This is a genomic window from Halomonas eurihalina, assembly GCF_008274785.1.
In the GTDB taxonomy this organism is placed as follows: Bacteria; Pseudomonadota; Gammaproteobacteria; order Pseudomonadales; family Halomonadaceae; genus Halomonas; species Halomonas eurihalina.
The window spans coordinates 38,471-57,796 of record NZ_VTPU01000018.1 but is presented as its reverse complement, the minus strand read 5'-3'; the positions used below and the strand labels follow the sequence as shown (position 1 = coordinate 57,796).

Annotated in this window: 21 protein-coding genes; 9 read left to right on the top strand and 12 right to left on the bottom strand. The window is 64.3% G+C overall.

All coding sequences use genetic code 11. From position 1 onward, the window contains the following. Positions 1-52: 52 nt before the first annotated feature. The 5 genes from lptF (at position 53) to bfr (ending at position 3,630) form a co-directional block, all read left to right on the top strand. Positions 53-1,135, top strand: coding sequence for an LPS export ABC transporter permease LptF (gene lptF / locus FZZ93_RS15575; protein WP_149323222.1), 1,083 nt, complete (start codon positions 53-55; stop codon positions 1,133-1,135). Next, positions 1,132-2,196 (top strand): LPS export ABC transporter permease LptG, encoded by a 1,065-nt coding sequence (gene lptG, locus FZZ93_RS15570; RefSeq protein WP_149323221.1) that lies wholly within the window; start codon positions 1,132-1,134, stop codon positions 2,194-2,196. Before lptF ends, lptG begins: the two co-directional genes overlap by 4 nt. A 12-nt stretch (positions 2,197-2,208) precedes the next feature. Then, positions 2,209-2,685, top strand: coding sequence for an RDD family protein (locus tag FZZ93_RS15565; RefSeq protein ID WP_149323220.1), 477 nt, complete (start codon positions 2,209-2,211; stop codon positions 2,683-2,685). A gap of 112 nt (positions 2,686-2,797) precedes the next feature. Further along, a complete protein-coding gene (locus tag FZZ93_RS15560) occupies positions 2,798-3,004 on the top strand; it encodes a (2Fe-2S)-binding protein (protein ID WP_069384413.1) in 207 nt (68 codons plus the stop codon). Positions 3,005-3,153: 149 nt separating this feature from the next. Further along, positions 3,154-3,630, top strand: coding sequence for a bacterioferritin (bfr, locus tag FZZ93_RS15555; protein WP_013331118.1), 477 nt, complete (start codon positions 3,154-3,156; stop codon positions 3,628-3,630). A gap of 124 nt (positions 3,631-3,754) precedes the next feature. On the opposite strand, the gene FZZ93_RS15550 is transcribed toward bfr, so the two are convergent. From FZZ93_RS15550 to FZZ93_RS15540, 3 genes are read right to left on the bottom strand one after another with little or no spacing between them, the layout of a single operon-like run. After that, complete coding sequence (locus tag FZZ93_RS15550) at positions 3,755-3,979, bottom strand: DUF1653 domain-containing protein (RefSeq protein ID WP_149323219.1); 225 nt, start codon at positions 3,977-3,979, stop codon at positions 3,755-3,757. Positions 3,980-3,994: 15 nt separating this feature from the next. Beyond that, positions 3,995-4,822, bottom strand: a complete 828-nt coding sequence (gene tcdA / locus FZZ93_RS15545; protein WP_149323218.1) for a tRNA cyclic N6-threonylcarbamoyladenosine(37) synthase TcdA — start codon at positions 4,820-4,822, stop codon at positions 3,995-3,997. Then, entirely contained in the window at positions 4,819-5,589 is a 771-nt protein-coding gene (locus FZZ93_RS15540; RefSeq protein ID WP_187774553.1) for a pseudouridine synthase, read from the bottom strand. The genes tcdA and FZZ93_RS15540 overlap by 4 nt, the downstream gene beginning before the upstream one ends. Before the next feature lie 190 nt (positions 5,590-5,779). Between FZZ93_RS15540 and FZZ93_RS15535 the strand changes: the two genes are divergently transcribed. Beyond that, positions 5,780-6,514 carry an SIR2 family NAD-dependent protein deacylase gene (locus tag FZZ93_RS15535; RefSeq protein ID WP_149323217.1) on the top strand — a complete coding sequence of 245 codons (735 nt, stop codon included), beginning with the start codon at positions 5,780-5,782 and terminating at the stop codon, positions 6,512-6,514. Between the two features lie 59 nt (positions 6,515-6,573). Beyond that, complete coding sequence (locus FZZ93_RS15530) at positions 6,574-7,374, top strand: tRNA-uridine aminocarboxypropyltransferase (protein ID WP_149323216.1); 801 nt, start codon at positions 6,574-6,576, stop codon at positions 7,372-7,374. A gap of 40 nt (positions 7,375-7,414) precedes the next feature. On the opposite strand, the gene FZZ93_RS15525 is transcribed toward FZZ93_RS15530, so the two are convergent. Together FZZ93_RS15525 and FZZ93_RS15520 are read right to left on the bottom strand one after the other, a co-directional pair. Then, positions 7,415-8,539, bottom strand: coding sequence for an AAA family ATPase (locus FZZ93_RS15525; RefSeq protein WP_223111795.1), 1,125 nt, complete (start codon positions 8,537-8,539; stop codon positions 7,415-7,417). A gap of 141 nt (positions 8,540-8,680) precedes the next feature. Further along, complete coding sequence (locus FZZ93_RS15520) at positions 8,681-9,358, bottom strand: alanyl-tRNA editing protein (protein WP_149323214.1); 678 nt, start codon at positions 9,356-9,358, stop codon at positions 8,681-8,683. A 97-nt stretch (positions 9,359-9,455) separates the two neighbouring features. On the opposite strand from FZZ93_RS15520, the gene FZZ93_RS15515 reads away from it, so the two are divergent. Next, positions 9,456-10,364 (top strand): LysR family transcriptional regulator, encoded by a 909-nt coding sequence (locus FZZ93_RS15515; RefSeq protein WP_149323213.1) that lies wholly within the window; start codon positions 9,456-9,458, stop codon positions 10,362-10,364. A 13-nt stretch (positions 10,365-10,377) separates the two neighbouring features. Here the strand turns inward: FZZ93_RS15515 and FZZ93_RS15510 are convergent, their stop codons facing one another. From FZZ93_RS15510 to def, 7 genes are all read right to left on the bottom strand, one after another. Further along, positions 10,378-11,610: a TraB/GumN family protein gene (locus FZZ93_RS15510; protein ID WP_149323212.1), complete on the bottom strand. Its 1,233-nt coding sequence runs from the start codon at positions 11,608-11,610 to the stop codon at positions 10,378-10,380. An 89-nt stretch (positions 11,611-11,699) separates the two neighbouring features. Continuing rightward, positions 11,700-13,148 carry a TrkH family potassium uptake protein gene (locus FZZ93_RS15505; RefSeq protein ID WP_149323211.1) on the bottom strand — a complete coding sequence of 483 codons (1,449 nt, stop codon included), beginning with the start codon at positions 13,146-13,148 and terminating at the stop codon, positions 11,700-11,702. A gap of 43 nt (positions 13,149-13,191) precedes the next feature. Then, positions 13,192-14,565 carry a Trk system potassium transporter TrkA gene (gene trkA / locus FZZ93_RS15500; protein ID WP_149323210.1) on the bottom strand — a complete coding sequence of 458 codons (1,374 nt, stop codon included), beginning with the start codon at positions 14,563-14,565 and terminating at the stop codon, positions 13,192-13,194. Positions 14,566-14,812: 247 nt separating this feature from the next. Next, positions 14,813-15,019 (bottom strand): dodecin, encoded by a 207-nt coding sequence (locus FZZ93_RS15495; RefSeq protein WP_065241253.1) that lies wholly within the window; start codon positions 15,017-15,019, stop codon positions 14,813-14,815. A gap of 41 nt (positions 15,020-15,060) precedes the next feature. Then, on the bottom strand, positions 15,061-16,404 hold the full coding sequence (rsmB, locus tag FZZ93_RS15490) for a 16S rRNA (cytosine(967)-C(5))-methyltransferase RsmB (RefSeq protein WP_149323209.1): 1,344 nt from the start codon (positions 16,402-16,404) through the stop codon (positions 15,061-15,063). Beyond that, a complete protein-coding gene (gene fmt, locus FZZ93_RS15485; RefSeq protein ID WP_149323208.1) occupies positions 16,401-17,381 on the bottom strand; it encodes a methionyl-tRNA formyltransferase in 981 nt (326 codons plus the stop codon). The genes rsmB and fmt overlap by 4 nt, the downstream gene beginning before the upstream one ends. Positions 17,382-17,538: 157 nt before the next feature. Beyond that, positions 17,539-18,051, bottom strand: coding sequence for a peptide deformylase (gene def / locus FZZ93_RS15480; protein WP_149323207.1), 513 nt, complete (start codon positions 18,049-18,051; stop codon positions 17,539-17,541). Between the two features lie 163 nt (positions 18,052-18,214). Here def and dprA point away from each other — a divergent pair, with 163 nt between their 5' ends. Continuing rightward, positions 18,215-19,315: a DNA-processing protein DprA gene (gene dprA, locus FZZ93_RS15475; RefSeq protein WP_149323206.1), complete on the top strand. Its 1,101-nt coding sequence runs from the start codon at positions 18,215-18,217 to the stop codon at positions 19,313-19,315. Positions 19,316-19,326: the final 11 nt, after the last annotated feature.

Here is a 19,326-nt window from a genome sequence, read left to right as displayed (position 1 = left end):
GTCATTGCATGGAAGTTGGCCGGGTGCCGACAACCCGGACCGGGAGGCAGTATTGATCATATTTCGTTACCTGACCCGCGAGATCCTGCAGACGATGGCCGCCGTCGCCGGCGTGCTGCTGCTGGTGATCATGGGGAGTCGTTTCATCCGCTACTTCTCCAATGCGGCGGAGGGCGAGATTCCCGTCGATATCCTCGGAACCCTGATGCTGTTCCATCTGCCGGGGTTTCTCGAGCTGATCCTGCCGCTGGCGTTTTTCCTCGGCATCCTGCTGGCGCTGGGGCAGCTCTACCTCAACAGCGAGATCACCGTGCTGGTGGCCTGCGGCACGAGCCCCAATCGGCTGCTGTGGGTTAGCCTGTTGCCGGCCACCGTGGTGGCTATCCTGGTGGGGTTGTGCAGTCTCTGGCTGACGCCGGCCGGTGCCCTGCAGAACGAGATGATCATCGAGGAGCAGCGCAGTCAGCTCGATTTCGGTGTCCTGGCACCGGGGCGCTTCCAGGATTTCGGCGATGGCCGAGTGGCCTATACCGAGGCGTTGAGCGAGCAGGAGCGACGCCTGGAGGGGGTCTTCATCAGCGAACGCCAGCGCCGCGACGATGGATCGCCCGAGACGGTGGTGACGCGCGCCGCGGAAGGCTATCAGACTGTCGATGCGGAAACCGGTAGCCGCTTTCTGGTGCTCTCCGATGGCGAACGCTACAGCGTCGAACCGGGGCAGGCTGTGGCCGAACGCCTGTCGTTCGGCACTTATGCAGTGCGCCTCTCCGGCGCTGCCGAACGCCAGGACCTGGACGATCCCGAATATGCCGCCACGCCCGCCTTGTTCGCCGACGGGTCGGCACCCGCCATGGCGCAGTTGCAGTGGCGGCTCGGCCTGCCGCCGATGGTGTTCATTCTGACGCTGCTGGCCATGCCGTTGTCTCGTGTGAATCCTCGCCAGGGGCGTTTCGCCAAGCTGCTGCCGGCGATCTTTCTTTATGTGGCCTATCTCAGCCTGCTGCTGGCGGCGCTGGATGCCATCGCCAGGGGAGCCTGGCCGGCCACGCTGGGCATGTGGCCGATCCACGCTGCTTTCCTGGCTGTCGGCCTGCTGATGACGCTGCGTGCCCAGCGCAAGGGGATGAGCGGATGATCGCCGATCGTCTGGATCGTTATATCGCGCGCAACGTGCTGGGGGCCATCCTGGTGGTGCAGGTTGTGCTGCTGGGCCTGGATCTGGTCATCACCTACATCAACGACCTGGGCGATGTGGAAGGGGACTACGGTGCCCTCCAGGTTTTCTTCTACCTGGTGATGCGCCTGCCCTGGCGCTTCTACCAGTATGCCCCGGTGGGCGTGCTGATTGGCGCACTGATCGGCCTGGGCGGCATGGCCTCGAGCAACGAGCTGACAGTGATGAGAGCTGCGGGCCGGTCGCTGGCGCGCATTCTCTGGGGCGTGATGAAGCCGGTCATCCTGGTGATCGCCGTGGTGCTGTTCATCGCCGAATTCGTCAGCCCTCGCACCGAGCAGTACGCCAGCGCCTGGCGCCTGGAGCAGATGCAGGGCGAGGGCGCTGTGCTCACCGAGCGCGGTGGCTGGCAGCGAGAGGACGACAGCTTCTATCGCTTCGGCGCTATCCGCATCGACAATGTCGTGCTCGACCTGACCCGCTACCGATTCGAGGGGCGTGAGTTGCGCGAGGCGATGAATGCGCGTCGGGCGGTATGGCGTGATGGTGGTTGGGTGCTGGAGGACGTGGACATCACCCGCTTTGCGGAAGGTCGCACCGAGGCGATCCATCAGGCCACCCTACCCTGGGAGACCGAGCTGACGCCCGCTGAGCTGGATCGCTTGCTGCGCAAGATGGAGACCCAGGCGCCCAGCGAACTCTGGGCCCATGCGAGTTATCTGCAATCCCAGGGGCAAGACGCGGCCCAACCGTTGCTCTACTTCTGGCAGAAAATGCTGATGCCCTTGACCATGGCTTCGCTGATGCTGGTGGCCGCCTCCTTCGTGTTCGGGCCGCTGCGTAGTGTGGCGGCTGGTACCCGGGTGTTCTATGGCGTGGTCACCGGGCTGATCTTCAAGTACCTGCAGGATCTGCTGGGGCCGGCATCCACGGTGTTCGGCTTCTCGCCGGCCTGGGCGGTGCTGGCGCCGACCCTGATCTGCGCCGTCCTGGGAATCTATATGCTGCGTCGCAGCGGCTGAGCCGGAGGTTGCATGGCGCAGCATTTCGATCGTCTCGACGACGTCTGGCCTGCCGGGCTGGGGCGTCGTCTTGGCGCCATGCTTTACGACGGCCTGCTGGTCCTGGCTATCTGGATCGCGCTGGCCGCTGGCCATGTGCTGGTCAGCCGCCTGTTGCTGGATCTGCCGGCGGCGCACCTGGGCGCCGGTGTCGCCCAGGTGGCTTCGCTGCGCGCCTTATTGCTGTTCGGCGCTTACGTATTCTTCGCTTTTTTCTGGATGCGCGGCGGCATGACGCTGGGCATGCAGGCTTGGCGACTGCGCGTGCAGACGACGGATGGGCGGGCGATCAACCTGCGCCAGAGTCTGGTGCGCTATCTGGTGGGCGCTCTTTCCTGGGCGGCTTTCGGCCTTGGGCATCTGTGGGTGCTGTTCGACGCCGAACGCCGTAGCTGGGCCGATATCGTCTCCGGTACGCAGGTGGTGGTGGTGCCCAAGGCGGCCACCTGACACGCCTGATACGAAAGTTCCAGCCTCTCCAGACAAAAAAGTGGCAGCCTATGGTTGCGATAGACTATGCGAATCATTTACATTTGCCTCGAGGTCAGCACGAGGTGATGTCATGTACGTGTGTCTATGCAAGGGTGTCAGCGACAAGGCCATCCGCCAGAGCGTGGAGGAAGGTGCGCGCAGTTGGCGCGAGGTCCAGCTCGAGACGGGCTGTGGTACCCAATGCGGCAAGTGCGCCTGCATGGGCAAGGGCATTACCCGCGAAGCCATTCGCGAGACGCTGACCGCTCCCGCCGAAGCGCTGGCCTATGCGGTGTGATGACAATCGATATTGTTTGTGTTGTCATTAGCAAATAATTGATTTCATTGAATTTTTTGTGACGTGGTCTAGACTGTTGGGTATGCCTGGCAGGGCGGAGAGTCCCGTGCCAATGTGAAATGGACCCTGACAGCAATCGAGGTAACGTCATGAAAGGCGACAGCAAGGTCATCCAGTACCTCAATACGGTACTCGGCAACGAACTGGTAGCCATCAACCAGTACTACCTGCATGCCAAGATGTATCAGGATTGGGGGCTCGCCGCCCTGGGCAAGTGGGAGTACAAGGAATCCATCGAGGAAATGCAGCACGCTGATACTCTGATCGAGCGCATTCTCTTCCTTGAAGGCATCCCCAACCTGCAGGATTACGGCAAGCTACTGATCGGCGAGAACACCAAGGAGATGCTCGAGTGTGACCTCAAGCTCGAGCAGAAGGCTCGCGCCGACCTGATCGACGCCATCACTCACTGCGAGCAGGTCAAGGACTACGTCAGCCGGGACCTGTTCAAGTGCATCCTCGATGACGAGGAAGAGCACATCGACCACCTGGAAACCGAACTTGGCCTGATCGACAAGGTGGGTATCCAGAACTACCTGCAGAAGCAAATGCAGGAAGCTGAATAAAGAAATAAGAAGAGCGCGGCAGACGCCGCTGGAAGAAGGAAGAACGGCGCTGTGCGCCTTTAAGAGAGAAGAAAACGCTTGATGTCCAAATTCCCGGGGCTAGCCTTTCTTCCCTCTTCCCCTCTTAAAAAGCCTTCTCCAGGGCGAAACGCGGTAGCGGCTCACCCTGCATCACGACTTCTTCCATGAACATCGACAGGGGACGGACCCAGAGGCCGTAGTCGCCGTACAGGGCGCGATAGGCTACCAGCGGCTCTTCGGTTTCGCTGTGATGGGCCACGCCGATCACCTCGTAGAGCGCGCCCTTGTAGTGGCGATAGATACCGGGAACGGGATGCTGCGCTTCCATCGTGGATCTCCGTGGTCAATGAGCAGGGGAGGTATCGCGGGCCAATCGCGCGAGGACGCGGCTGGCGGCCGTGAAGCCGAAGCTGCCGGTGACGAAGGTGGCGGCGCCGAAGCCCGAGGCACAGTCGAGCCGAGTCGACTCGCCGGTACCCGGCTTGGTGTGGCAGACCTCGCCGTCGGCGCCGGGGTAGACCAGTTGCTCGTCGGAATAGACGCACTCCACCGAGAAGCGTCGCCGGGGGTTGCGCGAGAAGCCATGGTCGCGGCGCAGGCGGGCGCGCACCTTGGCGAGCAGCGGGTCGTGCTCGGTGCGGGTGAGATCCGCCGTGCGAATGCGCGTGGGGTCGGTCTGGCCTCCGGCCGCGCCAGTGACGGTGATCGGCAGTTTGCGTCGCTTGCACCAGGCGATCAGCGCCGCCTTGGCGACCACGCTGTCGATGGCATCGACCACATGATCGGCGTCCCCGGGCAGACGGTCGGCCAGGTTGCCTGGCGTGACGAAAGCGGTGTCGGCGATGACCTCGATGCCGGGCTGGATCGCGCGGCAGCGCTCGGCCAGCACTTCGACCTTGGGGCGGCCGATGGTGCCATCCAGGGCGTGCAACTGGCGATTGACGTTGGAGACGCAGACGTCGTCCAGATCGATCAAGGTCAGCCGGCCGATGCCGGAGCGCGCCAGGGCCTCCACCGCCCAGCTACCCACGCCGCCGACCCCGGCTACCACTACGTGAGCCTGCCGAAAGCGTTCTGCGGCGCGCGCACCGTAGAGACGCCGGATGCCGCCGAAGCGCAGCTCGTAGTCGTCGTCCTGTGTGGGCGTGGGGGGCATGAGGGGGTCGTTCATGAAGTCGTCATCGAGGGGGCTGAGGTGGAGATGCCTCGGCGATTGGCGGGCAAATGAGCCGACCAGCCGAAGCGCTGGAAAAGCGCGGTCATGGGGGCATCGAGGGCACAGCCGAGCGTGAAGCGGCGGCCATCGACCGGGTGCTCGAACTCCAGGCCCACGGCGGCGAGCAGCAGGCGAGGGCAGTCCAGTTGCTCGGCGAAGAAGCGGTTGTGCACCCCCTTGCCGTGCTTGGCGTCGCCGATGATCGGGTAGCCGCGGCGCGACAGGTGGCGGCGGATCTGGTGGCGCCGGCCGGTGAGCGGGCGGGCCTCCATCAGCGAATAACGTGCGCTTGGGTAGCGGTCGACCCGCACCGGCAGCTCCACGCTGTCCAGGCGCTGTACCTCGGTGCGCGCCTCGCGTGCCGGCATCTCGGCCTTGGGGCGCCGCCCGTCTTCCTCCCGCAAGGCATAGTCCAGCCGTTCAGCCTCGGGCCCCTGGCCGCGCACGACGGCCAGATAACGCTTGGCGACCCTCTGCGCGGCGAAGGCGTCTGCCAGTTGGCTGGCTGTCTCCGGGTCGAGAGCAAACACCATCAAGCCCGAGGTGGGGCGATCGAGGCGATGGACCGGGTAGACGCGCTGGCCGATCTGGTCGCGCAGCGTCTGCAACAGGAAGTGCCGTTCACCCCGCGCCAGGGCGCTGCGGTGCACGAGCATGCCCGCCGGCTTGTGCACAGCGATCAGGTGGTCATCGTGATGGAGAATGGGCAGTGCTTCGATCATGTCGGCATCGAGGTCGCAACGAGGGCGACATTGTCGCCGCCGCTCGCGCGGATGTCATCCATCGTCGTTGCTGGTGCTTCGAAAAGGGCCGGCCGAGGCGCTCTGGTACTCGGTGGGGCCCAGTGATATTTTTCCAGAGGAATCCGGCCCTTTCCTGTTTGCAACACCTCGAGACGACGACCCGAACGCCATGGACGAGACTTCGCGCCCCCACCTGGTAGTACTGACCGGCGCCGGCATCAGCGCCGAGAGCGGTATCCAGACCTTTCGTGCCGCCGACGGGCTCTGGGCCGACCATCCCATCGAGGAGGTCGCGACTCCGGAGGGCTGGGCCCGGGATCCCGAGCGCGTCCTGCGCTTCTACGATGCCCGTCGCGATCAGGTGCGCCGTGCACGCCCCAATGCCGCCCACAAGGCCCTGGCACTGCTCGAGCGCGAAGGCTTTCGGGTCAGCATCATCACTCAGAACATCGATGACCTGCACGAACGGGCTGGCTCCCGGCAGGTCGTGCACTTGCATGGCGAGATCCTCAAGGCGCGCTCCTCGGTGGATGCGCGTATGCGCTATCCGCTACCTCGCGGCGGAATCGCCCTGGGCGATGTCTGCGACAAGGGCAGCCAGTTGCGCCCCGACGTGGTGTGGTTCGGCGAGGCGGTGCCCCGTTTCGACGATGCCCTCGAGCTCGTCGCCGAGGCTGATCTGCTGCTGGTCGTGGGAACCTCGCTGGCGGTGATGCCGGCGGCCTCGCTGATCGATGAGACGCCCCTGGCGGCCTCTCGAGTGCTGGTTGACCCCGAGGCCCATGAACTGGCGACTGCCGGGGTTCATGGCCTGGCGCTACCCGCCGGCGAAGGCGTGCCCTTGCTGGCTCGCCACTGGCGACGCGAGGGGCGCCTGTGGCTGCCGGAGACCGTGTTCGGCTGAGCGGACGAAGTTGGCGAGCATGCTAGAATGCCGCCCCTTTTTCGACACGCCAGTGAAGCATGCAAGACGAATCCCCGACATCACCTTCCTCCGATACTGACCCCGCCTCGCCACCCCGGCGTGAGTTCAAGGCGCGCGGCAGTTTCGTGGTGCGCTGTGAAGCGTGCAACCTGCCACGCCTCAACTGCCTGTGTCCCTACCGGGTGCGTGCCGAAAGCCAGACCCGAGTGTGGCTGCTGACGCATCCGATCGAGCAGTACAAGCCTACCAACACCGGCCGTCTGATCCGCGATGTCCTGCCGGACACCGAGGTCTTCACCTGGTATCGCACGGCACCGGACGAGCGGCTGCTCGCCCTGCTGGAGGATTCGCGCTATGCGCCCTTCGTGGTCTTCCCCGACGATCAGGAGGGATACGCCGAGCGCGTGGTCGGCATGGACCGCGTGATCGAGCGTCAAAAGACCGGCCGGATTCCCGTCTTCATTCTCCTCGACGGCACCTGGCGGCAGGCGCGTCGTATCTTCCGCCGCAGCCCTTATCTGGCGACCCTGCCGGTACTGCCGCTGGTCACCGACCGGCAGAGCCGCTATCGACTGCGCAAGGCGGCGTCCAGCGACCACCTGTGCACCGCCGAGGTGGCGGCGGAGTTGCTGCGTCAGGCCGGCGACACTCGGGCAGCCGATGTACTCGACGACTATTGCGACGTCTTCAATGACAACTACGCCGCCAGCCGCCGCGACGCCAAACCGGCGGAACCGACACCGGCGATGCGCCGCCTGTTGGCGGCGCGAGGGGAGGAAGCTGAAGAAGTCGGTGAGCACATCACCTTGTCAGAGCGTGATGAACAGCAAGCAAACTGAGGAGCTCGTGATGTTCGGCGTTGGCCACCAACGGTGAGGATTACTCGTTGGCTCCGGGTGGCCAGCGGCCTTCGTCGACCAGGGCTCGGAACCATTTGGTCATGCTGGCATCCTCTACGGCGTATTCACCCCGGCTCGATTTCCATGCTAGGGGTGGGGTTCGTTCCCGCAGACTTTCCAGGGCCCGTTGAGCTTGCTGAGCAGAAATGGGCTTACCGGTGATGCGCCGATAGAAGGCCCGTGACTCGGCATTGTACGGACGAAACCCTTCTCCCATCTCAAGCATTCGCCACAATACCGCCTGCTGGAGGGGATCCAGGCCGAGGTAATCACTCGTCATGTCCTGCTCGACATCTCGCTGTCGCGCCTGTGCAAGGGATAAAAGCCGCTGCTCGAACCGGCCTCCATCCGTGGCCAGGGGGCTCATCGCTTGCCCAAGAGCCTCCATGAACAACTGGGGGCGAAACCCATAGGCAGTGAATGCCTGCAACAGCATTTCTGTGTCCACTGGGGCCTGCGCCGGCTGCTGGCGTTCGATCAGATCGGCGATGTGCTCGATAAAGTCCTTGCCAAGCAGCGGCATCTGCTGGATTTGCGATCCGTAGAATGGGGCGGCATGGCTGTTGACCAGCCGGAGCAGCTTGTCACGATCGGACCCAGACATGACCAGCATCAGCTGGATGTGGTCGGGCGTGTTGAGCTGGTCCCGCGCCGACTTTAGGGCGGCCATGAGGGTGTTGCCGGCTTCGGTGGTTACCGCTTGTTGGGCCTCATCAATCACCAGGGCAATCGGTTTGCCGCCGGCCTCGATGAGCAGACGTAGTGCCTCGGGGAGGGAGGCGGCCTCATCTTCTGTGGGATTGGCATCGAACTGAATCCATTGCCCGAGCCCCACCTTGCTGATGCCCCACCGTGCTGCCATCTTCTCGATGGCGGTGCGGTGGGGAGCCATGGCTTCCTGGATTGCAGCCTGGATCAGTTGGGCGGGGTCGCGCTGTTGATCCGACCAGAGGTCGACATAGACCACCTCGACGCCTTGCGCCTCCAGCGTGGGCAGCAGATCGTTGCGCAGGAATGTGGTCTTGCCGGTCCTTCGAGGAGCGGCAAGGAATAGGCCATTGGGCGCGTCGCTGAAGAGGATGAGCCCTCTCAGGGCGTCTGCCATGTCAGCAGCCAGCTGATGTCTTGGGAAGTAGATCACGACTTTATCAACTTTTATCTTGATTCTAATAATTTATCAGTTTAGTCGTAAAACAACGTAAAGCAACACTCCAGCTAGTAATGGCTCTCGTCCCGAGCGGCCTGCTCAGGATAGAAGGGCGTTCCATGATGGCAGCGCGGTCTTCAGTGAAGATATGTCGTATCGGATAATCAGGTTGCCCTTCTTCATTTTCATGCCCTGAATATCTATGCTTGGAATCTTCCCCAGTGAATGCACGTGGGTGCCGCCGCAGGGGTAGGGTGCCAGTTCGCCGAAGCCAACTTTTCTAGTCCCGCTTTCATCTACGGTGATACGCAGAGGTAGATCCGCAGCAATGAGTTGGGCGCATGCCGCCTGAATGCTGTCGGATGTCGGTTGCTGTGCTTGGGCCTCCGGCTTGAAGACGACGCGAGCCTCTCCGGGCCAGTGGTGCGCCTTGATCGGCACCCACCCCCTTTGCTCCAGAACGTGGCCGATCAAATGCCCGGCCGAATGCAGCATGGAGTGAAGTCGGCGCTGTTCTTGATCGACGCGAGCCTGGGCAATACCCACAGGCACCGCGACATCGGTGTAATGGAGCACGTCGCTCTCCGCTGTTGATTCGACATGTAACACCTTTGCCTCATCGATCCAGCCGGTATCACTCGGCTGTCCGCCGCCCTGGGGATGAAAGGGGGTCGACAGCATGCGAACGGCAAACCGCTCATTGTCGCAGGGACGGCAGTCGATGATCTCGACAGCGCATGTCAGTACTTCCTCGGCCAAATACAACCGCTCCGACATTTTCTCGATTCCTTGGCTCTTCCTCCGATAGTGCTTTCATTGTATGAATGGAGTCGCAAGGCGATAATCCCTTATCGGATCAAAAGATTTATTCCCCATGAGCAAAAATGAAGCCACGGCCTTGCTGAGCGAGATGGCCGTATTCGTGAAGGTCGTCGAGGCTGGCAGTTTCTCTGAAGCTGGCCGGCAGCTTGCTTCCACCCCGTCGGCCGTCAGCCGTTCCGTTGCCCGGCTGGAGAAGGCGCTGGGGACCCGGTTGTTACAGAGAACGACCCGCAAGCTGCGGCTGAGTGACAGTGGCAAGGAGGTCTACGAACGTAGTCGGGACATCGTCAATGCGGCACAAGCGGTGATGGAGGTTTCCGGGCGGTTCAGCCATGAACCTCAGGGCTTGGTAAGGCTCAGTGTCCCAAAGGCCGTAGGGCGCTTCGTGATCCATCCGCACATCCCGGAATTTCTTGCGCTCTATCCCAAGGTCAATCTGGAGATGAGACTGGATGATCGCTATATCGATCTCATCGACGACCAGATCGATGTGGCGATTCGCATCACCGATCAGCCGCCTCCCGGGCTGATGGGACGCCGGCTGCTGAACATCGACCATCTGCTGTGTGCAACGCCTCACTACCTGGCCGAGCACGGTACGCCCACGCATCCCCGTGACCTGAAGCATCACAGTTGCATCTACCTCGGGGAGGAGCCCGGGGATTCCAGGTGGAAGTTCCGCCAGGGCAGCAAGGTTTTCACGGTGAATGTCCAGGGCCGCTATGCAGTCAACCACACCGGCGCCCGCCTGGACGCCGTATTGCATCATATAGGTATCGGGAGCCTTCCCTATTTTACGGCCAAAGAGGCCCTTCAACAGGGCCTTGTCATCCAGGTCCTACCCGACTGGGCCTTCAAGACGAATTACTGTGGTGATGCCTGGGCCCTCTATCCACCGACCCGACATTTACCCCACAAGCTCAGGGTGCTTATCGAGTTTCTTGCCGAACGCCTGCGGTAGTCTGAGCTGCCTCTTAGCCAAACAGGGTGCCGGCGATGCGCAGCCCGGCGATCCAGGTGCCGGCGGCGGAGCCGAGCGTTGCGGTCAAGAACACCAGCAGGGTGCGGGCCACTCGGTTGCGCCACCAGCCTTTCCAGTCGGTAACGTCATGGCGCAGGGTCGAGAAGTCCCGGACCTTGGGCTTGCGCAGGGCCAGCTCGACCCCGGCGGCGACGAAGCCGGCGCCGATGGTGGGGTTCAACGAGGTCAGCGGGGCGGCGACGACGGTGGCGAGCACCGTCAGCGGATGCGCCAAGGCCACTAGGGTCGCCGCACCGGACAGCAAACCGTTGATCAGGAACCATTCGCCGACCAGTTGCCAGCCGAGGCCGGTGTTGCGCGAGAAGCCGATGGCGAAGCCGGTGAGCACCAGCGCGGTGATCAGCCAGGGGATGGCCTTCCAGACCCTGGAACGTGGTGGGGTGGCTTCCAGGCGCTCCCGTTCCTCGCTGGGGACTTCGGGCAGCGGTGCCTCCAGGTGCTCGGCCATGCCCTGCAGGTGGCCGGCGCCGATCACCACCAGCACGTGCCGATAACGCCCCGGCGGGCAGCGCTCGGCCAGTCGCAGGGCCATGTAGCGGTCACGTTCGCTGATCAACGGGGTATAGAGCGATTCGGACTGGGTGGCGAACTCGCTGAAGGTGGATTCCAGCACGTCGCCTTCCTTGAGGCGCTCGATATCCTCGGCGGAGACGTCCTGGCGGGAGAGCACGCCGCCGAGCAGCCCGGAGAACAGCGAGAAGCGCTGCCACCAGGGCACGTTATGGTAGATGCGCTTGAGGGTAATGCCGATATCGCGGTCGATCAGCTCCAGCGGCAGTGCATGGGCGCGCGCGCCCTCCAGAGCTGCACGCATCTCAGCACCGGGCTCGATGCCGGACTGCTCTGCCACACGCTGTTGAAAGGCACCCAGCGCCAGGCTGGCGGCCACCATGCCGGCCTTGCCCTGGCGAAAGATCTGAAAGAGATCCTGCTCGCCGAGGGCATCCGGGTTGGCGAGGTTCTGGTGGCGCGAATCGCACAGCTCGATGGCCACGGCATCGAATTCGCCGGAAGCGATCAAGTCGCGCACTTCGGCGGCGCTCTGGGCGGAGACGTGGGCAGTGCCCAGCAGGGTATAGCGGGTCTCGCCTACTTGCAGGGTCCGGCGCGGGCCGAGAGTTTCGGCGGCCGGTTCGGCGATGGCGCAGTCCTGAGTGTCGGTCATGGGCGCTCGGGCCTTGAAAATGTGAAGGGTCGATTATCCACGAAGCTCAGCGGCGGGCCAAACCCGACGCGGCACTTGCATTGACTTTGCTACTTGCGCCAGAAGGCCGGGGTAAACAGCACCACCACCGTGAAGATCTCCAGGCGACCGAGCAGCATGGCGACGACCAGGATCCACTTGGCCAGGCTGGGGAGGTCGCCGTAGTGGGCCGAAGCCTCGCCGAGCGCCGGGCCCAGGTTGTTCAGGGTCGCGCCCACCGTGGACCAGGCGGTGACCTGGTCGACGCCGGTGGCCATCACACCTACCAGCATCAGGAAGAACAGCATCACATAGGCCGAGAAGAACCCCCACACTGCCTGGGCGATGCCATCCGGCACACTGACCTTGCCGATCTTCACGGCGAACACCGCGCTGGGGTGGATCAGGCGCATCACTTCGCGCATGCCCTGCTTGAGAATCAGGATGATGCGAATCACCTTCATGCCACCACCGGTGGAGCCGGAGCAGCCGCCGACGAAGGCGGCCACGAACAGCAGGAAGGGCAGCGCGCCGGGCCAGGTGGAGAAGTCTGCCACCGAGAAGCCGGCGGTAGTGGCCACCGAGATGACCTCGAAGATGGCGTGGCGCAGGCCTTCGACGGTCTCGTAGTCGCTGGTGAGCCATAGCGACACCGTGGTGATGGTAATCAAGCCGGCCAGGAACAGCATCAAAAAGCGTGCTTCCGGGTCCTGGAAGTAGTGGGTCAGGCGGCGCTCTCGCCAGGCCACGAAGTGCAGGCTGAAGCTGAAGGCCGAAATCAGCAGGAAGGCGGAGCAGATCAGCTCGATGGCGGCGCTGTCGAAGTAGCCGATGCTGGCGTCATGCGTGGAGAAGCCACCGATGGCCACGGTGGAGAAGCTGTGTCCCAGGGCATCGAACCAGTTCATGCCGGCGGCCATGTAGGCCAGGGCGCAGGTGACCGTCAGGGTGGCGTAGATGTACCACAGTGCCTTGGCTGTTTCGGTGATGCGCGGTGTCAGCTTGGAATCCTTGAGCGGCCCGGGGATCTCGGTGCGATACAGGGCCATGCCGCCGACGCCGAGTGTTGGCAGGATCGCCACCGCCAGCACCACGATCCCCATGCCGCCGAGCCACTGGAGCTGCTGGCGGTAGTAGAGAATCGCCTTTGGCAGCAGGTCGATGCCGGTGATCACTGTCGCCCCGGTGGTGGTCAGGCCGGAGAACGACTCGAAGACCGCATCGGTGGGCGAGAGCGCGGAGGCGCCGGTGAGCATCAGGGGCAGGGAACCGAACAGCCCCAACACGCTCCAGAACAGGGCCGCGATCAGAAAGCCGTCGCGGGTGCGCAGCTCCTTGCGGGCATGGCGATTGGGCAGATACATCAGGGCGCCGGTGGCCACGGTGATCCCCAGGGCCACCACAAAGGCTTGCCACATGCCATCGGCGAACAGCAGCGAGATCAAGATCGGCGGCACCATGGTCAGGCTGAACATCATCAGCAGCAGTCCCAGGATGCGCAGGATCATGCGCAAACTCATGCGATGAGCCCCCTCGTCGTCCCTGTCGACATGGTGAACTCCATCAGAAGAAGGTCAGCCCTACCTGGAAGAGTCGCTCGACATCGCGAATGCGGCGCTTGTCGATGACGAACAAAATGACATGGTCGCCGGATTCGACGACTACGTCGTCGTGGGCGATCAGTACCTCCTTGCCTCGAACCACGGCCCCGATGGTGGTGCCGCTGGGCAGGTCGATGTCGCCGATGGCGCGTCCCACGACCTTGGAGGACTGAGTATCGCCGTGGGCGATGGCCTCGATGGCCTCGGCGGCACCGCGCCGCAGCGAGTGGACATTGACGATGTCGCCGCGACGCACATGGGTCAGCAGGCTGCCGATGGTGGCCTGCTGGGGAGAGATGGCGATGTCGATCTCGCCGCCCTGGACCAGGTCCACGTAGGCGGCGTTGTTGATCAGTGTCAGGACCTTCTTGGCGCCCATGCGCTTGGCCAGCATCGACGACATGATGTTGACCTCGTCGTCGTTGGTCAGCGCGCAGAAGATATCACAGTCCTCGATGTTCTCTTCTTCCAGCAGGCGCTTGCTGGTAGCACTGCCGTGCAGCACCACGGTGCGGTCGAGACGCTCGGAGAGCTGGGTGCAGCGCTCCAGGCTGCGCTCGACGATCTTGACCTGATGGCTGTGCTCCAGGTGCTCGGCGAGGCGCTCACCGATGTTGCCGCCGCCGACGATGACCACGCGGCGGAAGTCGCGCTCCAGGCGGCGCAGCTCGCTCATCACGGCGCGGATATCACGCCGAGCGGCGATGAAGAAGACTTCGTCGTCGGCCTCGATGACGGTGTCGCCGCGCGGAATGATGGGGCGGTTGCGGCGGTAGATGGCCGCGACCCGGGTGTCGACGCTGGGCATGTGGCGACGTAGGAAGCCGAGCTCCTGGCCGACCAGGGGGCCGCCGTAGTAGGCCTTGACCGCCACCAGCTGCACCAGGCCGCCGGTGAACTCCAGTACCTGCAGGGCGCCGGGATGCTCGATCAGGCGGCGGATGTGGTCGGTAACCACCTGCTCCGGGCTGATCAGGACATCGATGGGCACTGCTTCATGGGCGAACAACCCCTTGCGGGTCAGGTAGGCGGTGGCGCGCACCCGGGCGATCTTGGTCGGCGTGCGGAACAGGGTGTGCGCCACCTGGCAGGCGATCATGTTGACCTCGTCGGTGTTGGTCACCGCGATCAGCATGTCGGCGTCCTCGCAGCCTGCCTGGCGAAGCACTATGGGGTAGGAGCCGGCACCGGTCACGGTGCGAATGTCCAGGCGAGTATGCAGCTCGCGCAGACGGTCGGCATCGGTGTCCACTACCGTGATGTCATTTTCTTCGCGAGCCAGGTGCTCGGCCAGGGTGCCGCCGACCTGGCCGGCACCGAGGATGATGATCTTCATCGTGTATCACTGTCCGCAGGGATGAGAGGGGGGCGCCATGGCCACCACCATCTGTTAGGCATTGTCTGAAAACTGCCTGCGCTCGGTTATACGACGTTGAAAATCTTCTCAAAATGCTCATTTACGCTTTGTAAACTCTGCGTTTTCGAAGATTTTCGCCTTGTCTAACCTTCGCGCGTCGACTTTCAGACAGTGCCTAGGTGGCGCAAAGCCTAAACCAGTCGCTGGAGGAAGAACAGACACGAGCTCAGTCGAGGGTAAACCCGACCTTGATCGTCACCTGCCAATGGGCCACCCGGCCATGCTCGATATGGCCGCGCGTGTCGATGACCTCGAACCAGCGCATGCCATGCAGGCTCTCCGAGGCCTTGCTCAGCGCACCTTGGATGGCATCCTCGACGCCTTTGTCGGAGGAGCCGGTCAGCTCGATGTGCTTGTAGGTATGGTTCATGATGACGATCCTTCGGTTGGCATTGGAAAGATGACGAGGACTCGTCAGGCGGTCCCTTTCCTCAGTCTGGCATAGAAGAAGCCGTCGTGGCTGTCGGGACTCGGCAAAAGCTGGCGTCCGGCGCCGGCGGGGCGCCCCCATGCCAGGCCGTGCGGCGTGGTGACCTCGACGCCCGGGGTACGTTCGAGGAAGGCCTGGACCTGGTCGGCGTTTTCCTCCGGCAGTACCGAACAGGTGGCATAGAGCAGGGTGCCGCCCGGCGCCAGCAGCGGCCAGAGATTGTCCAGCAGACGTGCCTGCAGCTCGGCGAGCTTGGCGATATCCGACGGACGGCGCAGGCGCTTGATGTCCGGGTGGCGCCGGATCACGCCGCTGCCGGAGCAGGGGGCGTCGAGCAGGATGGCGTCAAAGGTGGTGCCGTCCCACCAGTCCCGATCGGTGGCGTCGCCATGGACCAGCGAAGCGCTCAGGCCGAGCCGCGCCAGGGTGTCTTCGACCCGCGCCAGGCGGGCGTCATCGCTGTCGATTGCCTGCAGGTCGATATCGAACAGCTCCAGCAGGTGCGCGCTCTTGCCGCCCGGGGCGCAGCAGGCGTCCAGCACCCGGGCGCCGGGCCGAGGAGCGATCACTGGCCCCAGCAACACAGCGGAGAGTTGGGCGGCTTCGTCCTGGACACTGACATGGCCTTCCCGGAAGCCCGGCAGATCGGCGATATCGCAGGGCGACTCCAGGGTCAGGCCATCGGGGGCATGAGGGCAGAGTCGCGCGCCGGGCGAATCGAGTCGCTCCAGGTACATCTCGCGGTCGCCATGACGGCGGTTGACCCGTAGCGTCATGGGGCCGGGCTGGTTGTTGGCGTCGCAGATCGCCCGCCAGTCATCGGGCCAGGCCTGGCGGAATGCCTTCACCCACCAGCGCGGGTGCAGCAGGGCCACCGCCGGGTCGCTATCCACGTCGGCCTGTAGTGCCTCGCTCTCTCGTTGCAGGCGCCGCAGGCAGCCATTGAGCACTCGGGTGGCCCAGGCCTTGCTCAGTAGGCGCGCCGCGCCAGCGGTCTCGCCCACGGCGGCATGTGCGGGTACGCGCAGATACAGCAACTGGTAGATGCCGACCAGCAGCAGGGCCTGAATATCGGCATCGCGGGTCTTGAAGGGCTTTTCAAGCAGTTTTCCCGCCAGAGCCTCCAGGCGGGGCAGGGCCCGGCAGGTGCCGAAGCAGAGCTCCTTGAAGAGTCCTCGGTCCCGGGCCACGACCTGGTGCTCGTCAAGGTCATTCAGCGCTTTCTTGCCGGTGATTACCGGCGCGATCGCCCGGGCGGCGGCGGCGCGCACGGCTTGGCCATTGTCGAGGGGCTTGCCGCGTCCGGCGTCGCGTCGCTGCTGGTTCATGCGGATCTCTCCCGATCAGGTGTAGCGAGTCGTGTGCCGACGGTGAAGCGGTCCGCTCGGGCCCGCAGTAGCTCGGTGACGTCCAGGGGCTTGCCGCCGGGCAGTTGCGCTCGGGTCACGCGTAGCACGCCATCGCCACAGGCGATGCGCAGCGCGTCGGCATCAGGCTCGAGCAGGGTGCCCGGCATGGCGTTCGTCTCGTGGTGCGCGGGTTCGCCGGGTTCGGCCAGCCACAGGCGGAGGCGTTCGTCGCCGAGCGAGCACCAGGCGACCGGCCAGGGGTTGAAGGCGCGAATCCTCGCGGCGAGGGTCGCGGTGGGGTCGCGGAAATCCAGTTCGGCTTCGGCCTTGGAGAGCTTGGCGGCGTAGGTGACGCCATCCTCGGGCTGGGGATGCGCTGTGAGGCCGGGGCCGGCGAGAGCGTCGAGGGTCTCGATCAGTGCCTCGCCGCCCAGCTCGGCCAGGGTATCGTGGAGCGAGCCCCCGGTGGTGTCGGATTCGATGGGCGTGCGCCGGGTGAGCAACATGTCGCCGGTATCCAGCCCCTCGTCCATCTGCATCAGCGTCACGCCGCTCTCGCTGTCGCCGGCTTCGATGGCGCGCTGGATCGGGGCGGCCCCGCGCCAGCGTGGTAGCAGCGAGGCATGCACATTGATGCAGCCCAGCCTGGGGGTGTCGAGGATCTCGCGTGGCAGGATCAGGCCATAGGCGACCACCACCATCAGGTCGGCGTCCAGGGCTGCGAGTTGCGCCTGGGCTTCCGGTGTCCGCAGCGATTCCGGCTGATAGACGGAGATATCGTGGGACTGGGCCAGCACCTTGACGGGACTCGCGGTCAGCTTGCGGCCGCGACCGGCGGCCCGGTCGGGCTGGGTATAGACGCCGACGACGCGGTGATGGCTCGCCAGCAGCGCTCGCAGGTTCACGGCGGCGAAATCGGGCGTGCCGGCGAAGATGACGCGCAGGGATTGGGACATGTCGAGCAGCCTTGCCGAAATGGATGCCCCTTATGATAACGGAGCCGGCCGTTAACAACGAAGGCCGACGCCAATAATGGCGTCGGCCTTCCTTCTGGGGTTGCTACTGCTACTGTGACGCCTTGCCGCGGTTCTTGGCCTTGGCGTCGGAGAGCGCTCAAGCGTCCTGGGCGAGCTTGTGGCGCTTCTGCATCTTTTTCATCACCCGGTCGCGCTTGAGCGGCGACAGGTAGTCGACGAAGAGCACGCCACGCAGGTGGTCGCACTCATGCTGGATGCAATGGGCCAGCAGCCCCTCGGCCTCGAGCTCGTAGGGTTCGCCCTGGCGATCCAGCGCCTTGAGATGGACCTTGAGAGCGCGCGGCACTTCGGCGTAGTACTCGGGGATCGACAGGCAACCTTCCTGCATCGGCTCGCGTTCGTCGCCGATCGGGGTGAATTCGGGGTTGATCAGCACCAGGGGAGTGCTTTGGTCATCGCTGACGTCCATGACGATGACCCGGCGGTGCACGTCCACCTGGGTGGCGGCCAGGCCGATGCCACGGGCGTCATACATGGTCTCGAGCATGTCGTCGACCAGTTGGCGTACCTCGTCGTCGACCGTCTCGACCGCAGCGGCCTCGGTGCGCAGCCGTTCGTCGGGGAATTCGAGGATAGGGAGTTTGGCCATGGCGTCAGGTCACCGTTGTGCAGTCATGCGAAATATACGTCTATTCTAGGAGGCGAGAGGCGAGGGGAAAACCGCTCGGCATGCATCGTCTCGATAGAATTGGACTATACCATCTTGGCGATGTTCCGGGGACCGTCGCCGACTCGGGCAAGGAGATTCGCCCATGCAACACAGCGCCACGGACTGGCTGGCTTTGTCTCTCTTACCGGGCGTGGGGGCCGCACGGATCGCTGAGCTGGCGGCCAGCGATCCGCCCTGGCCGCATGGCTGGTTGGCCGCCTTGCCGCGATCGGCCGCTCAGGCCCTGCGGTTGTGTCTCGAACATCCTGCGCAGAGCCCGCTGGCGGCGCGACTCGCTACTGAGCGGGAATGGCTTGATGCCTCGCCCGATCGCCACCTGCTGCATCCCGATCACCCGGCCTGGCCGGAGGCGCTGAGCCAGATTGCCGACCCGCCACCGGTGCTCTGGGCCCAGGGGGATCTCGATGCCCTGGAAGCGCCACGGCTGGCGATGGTCGGCACCCGGCGCCCGACGCGCGAAGGCACGGGCAACGCCGCGGGTTTCGCTCGCCGCCTTGCCGAGCGGGGCTGGTGCGTGGTCAGCGGCATGGCCCTCGGCATCGATGGCATTGCCCAGCAAGCCGCCCTGGATGCCGAGGGCCGCAGTGTCGCGGTACTGGGCTGCGGTGTGGATGTGATCTATCCGGCCCGCCATCGACGCCTCCACGAGCGGTTGTGCGGGCCTGGTGGCCTGCTGCTCTCCGAGCATCCGCCGGGCACTCGGGCAAGAGCGGGATTCTTTCCGCGTCGCAATCGCCTCATTACCGGCTTGTCGCGGGGCGTGCTGGTGGTGGAGGCTGCCGAGCGCAGTGGCTCGCTGGTCAGCGCCCGGCTGGCAGTCGAGCAGGGACGTGAAGTCTTCGCTCTGCCAGGTTCGATCCACAATCCCCAGGCACGCGGCTGTCTGCACCTGATTCGGGAGGGGGCCGCCCTGGTCAGAGACCTGGATGACATCCTCGCCGAGCTCACCCAATGGAGTGCGGCTCCCGTGATGAATCGTTGCGCACCGCAGGCGGCGCCGGACGCGGATCCCGTGCTGGCCTGGCTCAGCGACACGCCCACGCCGGTGGATGCTCTGGTCGATTTGTCCGGGCTGGCGGTGTCGGACTGCCAGCGTCGCTTGCTGGCGCTGGAACTGGAGGGACGGGCGAGCCAGGCGGCGGGCGGCTGGGTACGCCTGCCGACCTCGCCGGGGCCATGCTAGAATCGGCTGGC